Origin of the sequence: Mesobacillus foraminis (assembly GCF_004340465.1) — a bacterium.
Classification (GTDB): Bacteria; Bacillota; Bacilli; order Bacillales; family Cytobacillaceae; genus Mesobacillus_B; species Mesobacillus_B foraminis.
In genome coordinates, this window is the sequence record NZ_SLVV01000003.1 from 246641 (window position 1) to 259320 (window position 12680).

General features: G+C 45.1%; 10 protein-coding genes. 6 read left to right on the forward strand and 4 right to left on the reverse strand.

What is annotated here, in order from left to right:
* The first annotated feature begins 4 nt into the window (after positions 1–4).
* Positions 5–1495, forward strand: coding sequence for a UDP-glucose--hexose-1-phosphate uridylyltransferase (galT, locus tag EV146_RS05755; RefSeq protein WP_132003196.1), 1491 nt, complete (start codon positions 5–7; stop codon positions 1493–1495).
* 17 nt (positions 1496–1512) lie between these two features.
* Complete coding sequence (locus EV146_RS05760) at positions 1513–2553, forward strand: aldose epimerase family protein (protein ID WP_132003199.1); 1041 nt, start codon at positions 1513–1515, stop codon at positions 2551–2553.
* A 743-nt stretch (positions 2554–3296) separates the two neighbouring features.
* Here EV146_RS05760 and EV146_RS05765 read toward each other — a convergent pair.
* Complete coding sequence (locus EV146_RS05765) at positions 3297–3833, reverse strand: NUDIX hydrolase (protein WP_241993823.1); 537 nt, start codon at positions 3831–3833, stop codon at positions 3297–3299.
* 327 nt (positions 3834–4160) lie between these two features.
* Between EV146_RS05765 and EV146_RS05770 the strand changes: the two genes are divergently transcribed.
* The 4 genes from EV146_RS05770 (at position 4161) to EV146_RS05785 (ending at position 8708) form a co-directional block, all read left to right on the forward strand.
* Complete coding sequence (locus EV146_RS05770) at positions 4161–5039, forward strand: 5-bromo-4-chloroindolyl phosphate hydrolysis family protein (RefSeq protein WP_132003205.1); 879 nt, start codon at positions 4161–4163, stop codon at positions 5037–5039.
* Complete coding sequence (locus EV146_RS05775; RefSeq protein ID WP_132003208.1) at positions 5036–6214, forward strand: toxic anion resistance protein; 1179 nt, start codon at positions 5036–5038, stop codon at positions 6212–6214. The genes EV146_RS05770 and EV146_RS05775 overlap by 4 nt, the downstream gene beginning before the upstream one ends.
* A 195-nt stretch (positions 6215–6409) precedes the next feature.
* Entirely contained in the window at positions 6410–6973 is a 564-nt protein-coding gene (locus tag EV146_RS05780; RefSeq protein WP_132003211.1) for a transposase, read from the forward strand.
* 397 nt (positions 6974–7370) lie between these two features.
* Positions 7371–8708, forward strand: a complete 1338-nt coding sequence (locus EV146_RS05785) for a glycosyltransferase family 2 protein (protein ID WP_132003214.1) — start codon at positions 7371–7373, stop codon at positions 8706–8708.
* Positions 8709–8813: 105 nt separating this feature from the next.
* Here EV146_RS05785 and EV146_RS05790 read toward each other — a convergent pair whose 3' ends face one another.
* From EV146_RS05790 to EV146_RS05800, 3 genes are all read right to left on the reverse strand, one after another.
* Positions 8814–9308 (reverse strand): VanZ family protein, encoded by a 495-nt coding sequence (locus EV146_RS05790; RefSeq protein WP_158287018.1) that lies wholly within the window; start codon positions 9306–9308, stop codon positions 8814–8816.
* A gap of 328 nt (positions 9309–9636) precedes the next feature.
* Positions 9637–10062, reverse strand: a complete 426-nt coding sequence (locus EV146_RS05795) for a hypothetical protein (RefSeq protein WP_241993824.1) — start codon at positions 10060–10062, stop codon at positions 9637–9639.
* A gap of 221 nt (positions 10063–10283) precedes the next feature.
* The gene (locus EV146_RS05800) at positions 10284–12266 is read right to left on the reverse strand and encodes a SpoIID/LytB domain-containing protein (protein WP_158287019.1); all 1983 of its coding nucleotides are present in this window, start codon (positions 12264–12266) and stop codon (positions 10284–10286) included.
* Between the last annotated feature and the right edge of the window lie 414 nt (positions 12267–12680).

The following is a 12680-nucleotide window of genomic DNA, read 5'->3' on the forward strand; positions in this document are numbered from 1 at the left end:
TTTCATGGAAATTTATGCAGCTATAGACGAAATCGTTAAGCAGGGTGTGATCAGCGAACTGATTCCCGAAGAGGACGGAATTTATGCCCGCAACCAGATTATGGCCCTCTTGTCACTGGAGGACTTCCCTGAACAGGGAGGCGAAAACAGCGGCAAGGACCTGCCTGAGCTTGTGGACGCCCTGGTAAACTATGCCGTTGAAAAGGGCCTGATTGAAGACCTTTTTGATGAAAAAGAAATCCTGGGAAGCAAAATCATGAACGTGTTCATGCCGAGGCCATCGGATGTCAACCGGTTCTTTTATGAAAGGTATGAAAGCAATCCGGAGGAGGCGACCGACTATTTTTACCAGCTGAGCCAAAACAGCAATTATATCCAGACAAAGCGGATTGCCAAAAATATCAGCTATAAGGCAGAAACGGATTATGGAGACCTGGATATTACCATAAACCTTTCCAAGCCGGAAAAGGACCCGAAGGAAATTGCGATGGAACGGGAACGGAAGCAGCACGCCGCAAATTATCCGAAGTGCCTGCTGTGCATTGAAAATGAAGGCTATGCCGGACGCCTGGGCCACCCTGCACGCTCCAACCACCGTATGATTCGGGTGGGGCTGTCGGGGGAAGCCTGGTATTTCCAGTACTCTCCGTATGTCTACTACAATGAGCACTGCATCCTGCTGTCGGGCGAGCATCGGGACATGAAGATTGACCGGGACTCGTTTACAAGGCTTCTTGATTTTGTTGATCAGTTTCCGCATTATTTTATCGGCTCGAATGCAGACCTGCCGATTGTTGGCGGCTCGATTCTCACCCATGACCATTACCAGGGCGGAAACTATGAATTCGCGATGGCAAAGGCGGAAGAGGAATATGTTTTTACCATTGAAAGCCATCCGGAGGTTCACGCTGCAACCGTGAAATGGCCAATGTCGGTCATCCGTCTGAGGGCCAAGGATAAAGCCAGCCTCGTTGATGCCTCTCAGCATATTTTAGAAAAATGGAAGAATCATAGCGACAGCTCCGTACAAATCGAAGCGTACAGCGGGGATACCCGGCATAACACCATCACGCCAATTGCGCGGATGCGGAACGGCCAGTATGAGCTGGACCTGGTTCTCCGCAACAACCGGACAACCGAGGAACACCCAATGGGGATTTTCCATCCACACGGAGATGTTCACCATATTAAAAAGGAAAACATCGGCCTGATTGAGGTCATGGGCCTTGCTGTCCTCCCTGCCCGGCTGAAGACCGAGCTTGCTGAAGTGGAAAAGTTTTTACTGGGGGAGCCTAGTGACCTCGCTGCTTATCACTTGCCATGGGCAGAGGAGATGAAGCAGAAATATCAGGAACAGCTTGCAGAAGATACAGTGGCAGAAATCGTCAAAAAAGAGGTTGGCGCCAAATTCTTGAGGGTATTAGAAGATGCAGGAGTATATAAGCGCAATCAAGCGGGGCAAGACGCATTCCGCCGCTTTACTCAAGTACTATAAAGAATGGAGTCGGTAGAATGAAGGTATTTAAGGAGAAATTTGGAGAGCTGGATGGCCAGGATGTCACGGCTTTTACCATGGTGAATGACCATGGGATGGAAGTGACCTCCCTCGATTTTGGCTGCATCATTACGAAAATCAATGCGCCAGATCAAAATGGGGTTTTGGAAAATGTCGTCTTGGGATTTGACTCTTTGGACGAATACCTTGAGAACTCTCCTTTTTTTGGAGCGGTTGTCGGCCGCGTCGCCGGTAGGATTTCCGGTGCGGAATTCGAACTCCGCAACCGGGTTTACCAGCTGGCTAAAAACGATAATGGCAACCATCTGCACGGCGGCCTGAAAGGGTTTGACAAGGTGATCTGGAATGGCGAGATCGAAGAAGGCGAGAATGCCGTCTCTTTAGTGTTCACCTACTTCAGCAGGGATGGCGAAGAAGGCTATCCAGGAAATCTGAGCATGAAGGTCATCTATACATTGAACAATGACAATGAGCTGCAGATCACTTATGAAGGTGTATCTGATCAAAGGACGCTGCTGAATGTCACTAACCATACTTATTTTAACCTGTCAGGAGATCTCAAAAGGGACATCCTGGAACACGTGTTAACATTAAAGAGCAATGAGTTCCTTGAACTGAGAGATGACTTGATTCCGACAGGGGAAATTCTTTCTGTTGAGAATACGCCTTTTGATTTTACACAGGGAAGGAAAATCAAGGATGGAGCAAAGTCGGACCATCCACAGAATATCCTGGCAGGGAAAGGGTATGACCATCCTTTCATTCTGGCGGAGAATAATAACGAAGAAATCGTTCTGGAGGATGAACAGAGCGGACGCAAGCTGATTGTGGAAACCGATCAGCCTGGGGTTGTCCTTTACACGAGCAGCCAGCTTTCCGGGGACTTCTCCATTCGCGGTGCACAGGCACGCCCTTATCTGGGATTATGTCTAGAAACACAGGGCCTGCCGGATTCCATACATCAGCCGCACTTTAAGCCGTGTGTCCTCGAGAAGGATGAGGTTTACCGTTCTGTAACAAAGTACCGTTTTAAATAAAATTTGAAGAAAATGCTGCGGGAGGCTTGAGGTTCTCGCAGCATTTTTTTTATTTGTACATTTGTGCGCATGGTTTCAAGGGAACCGAGGTTGAGCTTGGGGGAGTTTCCCCGGTGATTTAATAGGGTAAAGAAGGAGACGAAATACCCAGATAAGGCTCTTGTGAGAATAAGGATTTTACCTCTTGAAACGGCCAGTGATCATTTGATAGCTTAAGGACATAAATATGTTATATAGATCGAATACTGTAGTAACCATTCAGGCAAAATTCATAGCTGCTTCCATTCAGCCTGCTCACAAGACGAAATCATGAGGTTTCTATTGAAAAGGAGGAATAAAATGTGAAAGCGATTTCGAAACTGAAATACCATTTCCATCTATTCTTGCACAACCACAATCAAGCATTAATAAAAGACGCCCGATGCGAACAGCTCAAAACCAAACTTCGAACCAAAGCCCACTACCACTACACCCAGGCAAAGCGGGTCAGGCACCCTTTAGCCTGCGAAAGCGGGTCTGACCCCCTTTAAGAGAGTGCCGAACTAAAGGAACATGGCGCTAAAAGAGCACGGGCATTAAGAGAGAACGATTATAAAAGTGCCGTGCTGCTTCTATCTTCAAGTTCAAAGAGGAACGGGATCTAAAGTCCACCACCCCAATGTGGAAGGTTCTGCTTAAAATGTCACGATAGCAAAAAGGCCCCTTGCGAATTCCCGGCAAGGGGCTTTGAATGCAGATCGATATTAATCAGTCTTGAATTTATACCTCAGGATGGCGGCCAGTCCTGCTCCGTGACGGAATTCCCCATCGAGCACAAGTTCCTTCAGTTCGCCCATGGTTATTTTATGTACATCGATTTGCTCGCTGTTCTCTAACTTCTGTTCTGCCGGTTTTAAACCCGCCGCGGCAAACAGAAAAATTTCCTCGCTGGTTGAACCAGGGGAAGGGTAGAAGCTTCCAAGTTCCAGCCAATGCTCCGCCACATAGCCCGTTTCTTCCTCGAGCTCCCGCTTGGCTGTCTCGAGCGGCGGCGCGTTCTCATCATCAATCATCCCTGCCGGCAGCTCCCACTCCCAGCTTTTAAACGCATGTCGATACTGCTTTAAACAAAGTACCTGATGATCCTCCGTAATCGGAAGGATGCAAACACCTTTGGCAAAGCTTAAATAAGAGAAGTTTTTTTCATCTCCATTTGGAAGAGTGACCTCATCCACAATCACTTCAAAGCGGTCCACCTTTTGGGCAGCCGATCTGTTTATTTTCCAGGCCAAATCATTCACCTCATTCACCTTATTAAAAGTTCACTAAATTGTTGTCTATTTTATATAGTACCATTTTTTCGGAAGGAAAGAATTCTTATCAACGTGTGGATTCAGGGAAAAAGGGCAGAAAAGCTGTTTTTTTGTCAAAGCCTGGAGTAAAAAAGTTCTCAACTACGTCTCAGGTCCTAGATTTACTACAGTTGCAGACTGTGGAAAAAAGGAAATAAATCGTGTATTGTTGAATTTAATAGGAAGAAGTCTTTTTATGGAAAATTTCCGTGGAGTGAAACATTGTTTCCCTTTCATTCGTAAGTATAGATAGGATTTTAGTAAGGAGTCGATACAATGAACCCGTTTCTTTCGTTTCTTATAAGGTCGGCAGCGGCAATCCCGGCAGCAGTGGTCATTTGGCTCATCAGCTTTTTCGGACTGGAATTTCCATTTCTGCTTTCATCAGCCGCCGCATTGGCCGGGGGAGCTTTGATTTACTGGCTGGCTGGCATTTTTTCCGACGCCCGTTTCCTTAAAAAACATGGGCTGACGCGAAAGGAATACCGCTATATAAGAAAGAACTTAGATGAAGCAAAGAAAAAAATCTCTCGTTTAAATAAAACATTGTTTTCCATTCGCCACTTTCCATCTATAAAACAAAGAATCGAACTTTTTCGTGTGATCCGGAAGATCTATTCCATGACGAAAAAGGAGCCTAAACGTTTTTATCAGGCGGAGCGGTTTTATTTTTCCCATTTGGATTCAATACTTGAACTGACGGAAAAATATGCATTCATCTCCTCACAGCCTAAGAAAAACCGGGAGCTTGACGAAGCATTGTACCAGACCCGGGAGACATTGTCGGAGCTTTCAAAGGCAGTTGAAAAGGATCTGTACCAGGTTCTTTCAAACGACCTGGAGCACCTGAGCTTTGAGATTGATGTTGCCAAGCATTCAATCAAAACCGCCAATGATATTAAAAATGAAGCCAGGCAGTCCGTTCCTTTGCCTAAAAACACGGCAAAACCTGAAGTCCCTGCTGCTCCTAGCCACTTCGTTCATACAGAAACTAATGCTAACAAGCGTGCTGAAGAAGAGGAAAAGACCGAAAGCCAACAGCAGACTGGGCCAAGATATTCGATCAATACGCATACTAAAGAAAAAGTAGAGATACCGATCTATACCACTCGTGAAGAAAGATATAAAGCAGAAAACAGGAGGTCCAACAGATGAGTGAAAAAAACCCAGACCTTTTAAAAAATACAGACAGCATCATGGATGACATTCTCGCCAATCCGTTTGGAGATAGCCCGGAATTGGCGATGCAGCCGGTCCAGCCTTCACAGGAGGCCAAGCCGGTAAAATTGATTGATGTGATTCCGGAGGAGAATAAGGCAAAGGCGCTGCAGCTTGCCCAGCAAATTGATCCGAAGAATCACCAGGCGATGATTTCTTATGGGACACAGGCCCAGGGGAAATTATTGGCGTTTTCCCACACGATGCTGGAGCATGTTCAAAAGAAAGATGTCGGGGAAGTCGGCGAGATCATCAGCGATTTGATGAAGCGGCTGAATGAAGTGAGCCCGGATGAGCTCAAACCAGAAAAGCCATCCTTTTTCGGCAGAATGTTCGGAAAGCTTTCCGGCTCGATACAAGAGGTGTTATCCAAGTACCAAAAAACCGGTGCACAGATCGACCGCATCTCTGTAAAACTTGATCGAAGCAAGAATGTTCTTTTATCCGATATTGGCATGCTTGAAAAACTCTATGAAAATAACAAGGAATATTTCAACGCATTGAACATCTATATTGCGGCCGGTGAACTGAAGCTTGAGGAGCTGAACGAAAAAACGATTCCTGAATTAAAGCGGGCTGCCCAGCAAACACAGGATCAAATGAAGTTCCAGGAAGTGAACGACATGATCCAATTTGCCGACCGGCTCGACAAGCGGCTGCATGACTTAAAGCTGAGCCGTGAAATTACGATTCAAAGCGCTCCGCAAATCAGGCTGATTCAAAATACAAATCAGGCATTGGTGGAGAAAATCCAGTCTTCCATCATGACGGCGATTCCGCTTTGGAAAAACCAGGTCGCGATTGCCCTAACACTGATCCGGCAGCGCCACGCGGTCGAAGCACAGAAACAGGTTTCCAAAACGACTAATGAGCTGCTCCTGAAAAATGCCGAAATGCTTAAAACCAATACAATTGAAACCGCCAAAGAAAATGAGCGCGGTTTGGTAGATATCGAAACCCTTAAGAAGACGCAGGAAAACCTCATTACTACTCTGGAAGAAACCATGCGAATCCAGGAGGATGGCCGCCACAAGCGCCGCCAGGCTGAACACGAACTCGCCAACATGGAAAACGACCTGCGCTTGAAGCTGCTTGAAATCAAAGGGGAATAAATCCACTGCAGTTGCAAGTTAGAGTTGCACTGAAGCGTTATTTCCTTTTCTGTAAAAGCTGAATCTTTACTTCACTAAAGCGTGCCTGACCCCCTTTGCTACACTAAAGGGGGTCAGGCACTTTTTTGGTTGACCGGCTGTTTGCAGGCAACTAAAATGTACATGTACAACAAAATAATTATTAGGAGGGGTATTATGCCTCGACCATTCCGGATTTGGTATCCGGGTGCAACGTACCATATCTATGCCAGGGGAAATCGGCGTGGAGCCATCTTTACAGATGACCGAGATTACCTTCAGTATTTAAAGATCCTCGAAAGTGTCCGCTCAAACCATCCATTCACATTGCATTCCTACTGTATTTTAAACAACCATCTCCATCTTTTAGTTGAAACCGCCACAAGCCCTATTCAGACAATCATCAAAGAAATGCACTCCCGATATGCTGTTTATTTTAATCGCCGTTTTGACCAGGATGGCCATGTCTTCCAAGGTCGTTATGGCTCAAAGGTGATTGAATCCATTGATTATTTTTTGGGCGTCAGCCGCTATATCCATCGAAATCCCCTGGAGGCCAACATGGTAAAGGATCTGTCTGAATATCCATGGAGCAGCTATTCCTCTTACATCCATAACACGAAAAATTCCCATGTCGACCCTGCCCGTACCTATTCCTATTTCAAAGACCCGGTGCACGAGCAATACCGGATTTTTGCAGAAAGCCAGACAAGCGAAGAAATAATCTGGGTGCCGAGATAACAAACAAGAACAGCATCCCACGCTTTGCCTTACTGCAGGTTTGATTTTCACTGCTGCAATGCATAATTCGACGTTTACTTAATAATGGTTCACAATAAACGGTCCCTCACTAACTATGTTTTTCAAACCGTAGTTCTCCAGCCTGTGCCTCGCTAAAACTGTACTTCACTTCACTTCACTAAAGAGTGCCTGACCCGCTGTTCTGTGAAGCGGTAAAGTGTAACAGCGTGCCTGACCCCGAAATGAATATTTTCCTGTGGCTTAGTTAAAAATGGAAATGAATGAAAATAGCTAAGACAGGGCTAAGGTTGCAGCTTATGTCTATGTTTAGGATTCTTTTCATGAAGGGTTTTTTCCGCCAGATGATAGCCAGGTCTCTAAAACAGGAGGATAAGGAATGCCATTTATTGCTGAACAAGCAGTGACAGTCTTGCTGGGCTTGTTTTTTCTGCTGACTTTGTACATCAATCTTAATTTTATTTATTATGTGTTTTTAACCTTCTTTGGCTTTGGAAAAGCGAAAAGGGATTATGAACTGGTGAAAGATCAGACAAGATTTTTGATTTTAGTAGCCGCTCATAATGAAGAAAAGGTCATTGGTTCCACAATTGAGAACCTCAGAAATATCCGGTACTCGCCAGATCTTTATGATATTTATGTCGTGAATGATAACAGCACGGATCGAACGGGAGAAATTTGTGAGGAAAAAGGAATGAAATATATTAATACGGGGGAGAAGCTGTTCCCAAGGGAAGGGGTGGGGAAACCAGCTGGACTCCAGTATGCCCTGCGTTTTTTAGGCTTCGAGAAACTGACAGACCAATATGACTGCCTCATGATTCTTGATGCAGACAACCATGTAGATCCTGATATTTTAAGTGAACTAAACTCCCAGTACATCGGAAAAGGGAAGCCCGAGGCCATACAAACCTATCTGGATTCCAAGAATTCTTCAACCAGCCTGTCTTTAGGCTATGCGATGAGCTACTATATTACCAACCGCTTTTTCCAGCTGGCCAAATACCGGCTGGGACTGCCAAACGCAATTGGCGGAACAGGATTCATAGTCAGGCTTGATTATCTCATGAAACACGGCGGTTTCCGATTCCACTCATTAACCGAAGACCTTGAGCTGGAAATGGAAATCGTGAAAGACAATGGGCGGGTGCTCTGGAATCACTTTGTGCGGGTTTATGATGAAAAGCCCGATAATTTTAAAATCAGCATTAAACAACGAACTCGATGGTCACAAGGGCATTGGTATGTAGCCTTTACCAACCTGAAGCCGATGCTGAAAAAATTGTTCACGGAAAAAGGCAAGCTAAAAATCGTTGATCAGCTCGTTTACCTGTTTGGAATGGCTCGCGCGGTGCAACTGTCCATCGTCATTATTGGAATCCTTGGAGCAGCAGGTTATGGATTAGTGACCCAAAACTATGATCTCCTCACTGCAGGCGGGGAAAGGATTATCTATTTAATCCTTGGAGGAAGCATTCTCTCTCTAATCCTGTTTGCCTATCAATTCTTGATTTGCATGTATTACGCCATCAAGGTGGACACAAACCAGGAATTCAAGCTGTTCCGGATGAGCATCTCGGTGTTCTATTATGCCTATACCTTTGTTTACGCGCAGGTCATGGGTCTGCTCAAATGGAGGCAGCAGCATACATGGGTAAAAACCGAGCACAACAAAACGGCCATTAACCACAAACGGGGCGGGGCCGACCCACTTTGATAAAGCAATACGCTAAAGCGTGCCTGACCCGCTGTGCAATAAAGCGGTAAAGCGTGCCTGACCCCTTAAGGGCCATAGGAAAAGCGTGCCGTATCTGGCACGCTTTTATTGTTTCCCTTTGAGGACAATGGAGCTGATGTTGGCTACAGCTTTATAGAATAGGTAGCCGATGGCCCCGCCCAGTGTGTTAAGGATGATGTCATCGATGTCAAAGCTGCCTACATGGAAAAAGAGTTGGAGACACTCGACGGCCAGGGTGGAAACGAAAACCAGAATGACAGTTGGCCAGAATTTCATAAATCTCCTGAATAATAGGGGGAGGAAAAAGCCTAGCGGCATAAAGGCTAGGACATTGCCAAACAGGTTTGTAACCCAAACGCTCGAATTGATGTGCCCGGATGCTTTAATGTAGTTGGAAATGGTCTGAAAAGGAACTAAATTAACATCGGTTACTACAGCTCCATCAGCATTGGTGCGATTTGCCTGCCGGTAGGGACTAAAAAATAGCAGAATGGCTGCCATTGCGATATAAAGGGCAAATCCAAGGTAGCAAATGGCCAAAACTAGCTGCTTCCCTTTAAAACGAAGTTGTGAAAGCATTCTTCTGCTCCTAAATAAGTTATTTACATTAGAAAAGAGTACCATTTGAGAGTTAAAAATAAAAGCGTTCTGCAATTATTATAAAATTTAATGCAAAACTACAAAGGGAGCTGCGAAGCTACCCGTGATGTTTAAATGATTAAATTTAAAAACACAATCTACACTTTAGTACTGTAATGCCCAAATAAGTGCCTGACCCCCTTTAGTATGCTAAAGGGGGTCAGGCACTTTTAGTAAATGGGGAAGGTGCTTGATGATGAAGCCGCACTTTCCTTGATGAAGGGACCACATAAAAAAAGCTGGCTACGGGGTGCAAAGCTTGCGAGCGTCATTGGTTGTAGTCCCAAAGGATAGACCACTGTTCTTGATGGCGGACGACATAAACTTCCTGCTGAAAGTTGAATTTGCCGTACTTGCCTTCATAGCTTTGGGTAACAAGGAATTTATAGGCTGTTTTGAAGGGGGGACGGCCCTCCTCCATTTTCCAGTTATCAATTTCTTCGCCTTCGGATAGATCATAGGTAAAAGTCTCGGCACCAAAGTGGCCGATAAAGACATGGGTTCGATCCTGGATATAGGCCGTTTTTGAAAACTTTTCCTTCATAAAAGGATGAAGAAGCTCCCATGAGTCGGAAAAATCACCATCCGCTTCAAATGTATAAAACTCCTCAACAGCAGCTTCAGCCTGCCGGTCGGGAGAAAACAGAAGCAGCTTTGTTCCTGACAGTAGGACAATCCCAATAATTAAAATCAAAATTCCTGGAAGCAATATGGGGGGAACCCGTCTTCTTCGCATGTTTATCACCTATTAAAAAAGTAAGTTATAAAACGAGCATATGTGTTCAAGAAAGAAATTAGACTGACGAATATCTGCAGCCACCAGCCGGCAAGCAACACCTGACTGAAGCCTCCATAAAACCCCATTAAAAAAGCACGAAGGCCAACCACATTTCAACGGGCCTTTCGTGCTTTTATTTACTTCACATTAGAAACATACTTTGCAGACACATATCCAGTCTTTGTTCCATACTGGATCTTATACCATGAGCCTGTTTTTGATAAAACGGTCACGGTCTTGTTTTTCTTCACCGTTCCGACGACCTTTCCTTTGGTGGACGCCGTTGACCGGATATTTAATGTTGTCGCAGTAACGTTTCCAGTCTTTTTCTTTACTGCTGGCTTTGGAGCAGCCTTCTTTGCAGCCGGCTTCGACAATGTGTAGTTGAAAACTGCGGACCCGCGGTTATTGCTTCCATCTACCGCAATGATGCCAAAGCTGTATTTTCCATTATTTATCTTGGATACATACCAAATCGCTGTCTGTGTACCAGCTGATTTTTGAGCATCCTTTAACGGATAAGAGATGATTTTTCCTTTTGAGTCTTTTACATAAACAGTTATTTTAGCCTTTTCATTAGTGGAAAAACTCAGCTTCACCTGTTTCTTCTGTGCATCTAAAGTTGTTTTAATCGATTTAATGATCGGTGCCTTAGTGTCCTTCACAACTGCTGGCTTCTTTAGAGCCGGAGCAGGTTTCGCCGGAACTGGCGCTGGTTTCGCTGTTTCTGGTGCTGGCTTTTCGGTTTCCGGAGCAGGCGTCACCACCACTGGCGCAGGATTAGAAGCTTCCGGAGCTGGCTTTGCTGCAATCGGTTCTACCGGAGTTGGAGCCGGAGCTACCGGTGCTGGATCCGGCTTCGTTTCTGCATCCACTGCTGGGACCTGATAGGCCGTCGTAATGCTGGTTTTATCGAAATAAAAACCAAGAATATCCTGATACCCTACACCTTGTTCGGCAGCCTTCTTAGCTCCGTACTGGCTAAGGCCAATCCCGTGCCCATAGCCGGCTCCGGAAACGCTGATAGAATCCCCTTGTGTATTTACCTCATTGACTAAATAGCTCTTCATTAAGTTTAAACCAATAATCGATCGAATTTTCGAAGCGGCCGCATCCTTGATTTCAAGGCGCTTTAATACTGCTTTGTCGGCTTCCTTCACTAAAAATTCAATCGTCATGCTTCCCTTGCTTACCCTGCCGCCGGAGGTCACGCCATGAAGGGAAAGGTCCGGTACCGCCGCAATCTTCAAATCTTTTCCGGCATAGCCGTTTGCTTTCAGCCACGCTTTGATGTTGGAAATAACAGTGGTTTGTTCCACTTCCTTAACGGAAGCCCACCAGCTGTCTGCATGTGCAAAATCAAGCTTGGCCGCATCAATTTGCTGCTTTTTGACTTGAAAGCTCCAAGGCGTTTTAGGATCGTAAGGATCACTTTTTATTGTCAGATATGGCAATGCCGTTGTTCCCCACGCATTGCTGTTTGATTCCGTTTTTCCGCCATTGCTGGAGGAGAACAATGCACCGCTTCCGATTGCTTTTCCGCCGTACGTAATTACTTTTCCTTCTGTCGCTTGAACGGCTTCCGTTGTGCGGGTATGCCAGGTATATCCACCGTAAACCTGATAGCTTTGCGTATCATCGATGATTTTATTTAAATAGCCCATTGCATAGGTCCGGGCTGTAATCGTTTGCGCTTTTAATGCCTCAGAGTGCCAAAGGGCAGGCATTTCCGCAGGAACGACACCCTTAAGATAATCTTCCAGACCAATAGAGTTGATTGGCCTTAAATAACCGTCGTCAATTACAAACTTAAAGCTTCCTAGATAAGGACGGCTGTTGATGGAGAGAGGGCCATCGCTTGCTGCTGGCTTGACTTCCAGTTCGGCAGCTTTGCCGACTTCGCTTGTCCCTTTCATGATTACAATGTTCGTACCGCTGATTTTCAGTGTGTACGATTGGTTAGCCTGTAATTTAACACCAGCCAAACTAGTCGAGTATTCTGCCTCTGGATACAGTTTGATTTCCTTCGTATTTCCTAGATAGTTTCTGAGTTTCACTTGTAAAACCGGCTCTCCTGCTGCTTTTGCAGGAAGAGAAGGGATAAACGGCAAAATCAACATTAACACAAGACCGAGTAACAAACCTTTCCTAAAAACCCCCACAATTAAACCCCTTTTCATTTTAATTGGTTCGAAGTCTATCTCTAATAATAGGAATCTCCGATACAGGTATTATCGGTGGGTTTTTGAAAAGCTGAAGCAGGGAGTTATTTCCTTTTTAAAAATATGTAAATATTTGAATTAACTTTTAATCATTACATCCGATATATACAAAAGGCAGCGACGGATCCTATTAATAGCACAGGTTCCATCACCGCCTTTTTCCTGGGGACGACATCAGTTTCATAGAATTATGCACCCTTTTTTAATCTCTTTGATCGAAAGCTTACCGCTTTTAGAATAAATAACTTCTCCTGGGAAGATAACAATGCCCAACTGCCAGCCCGGATTTTCATTCTTACCACTCCTCGTAAA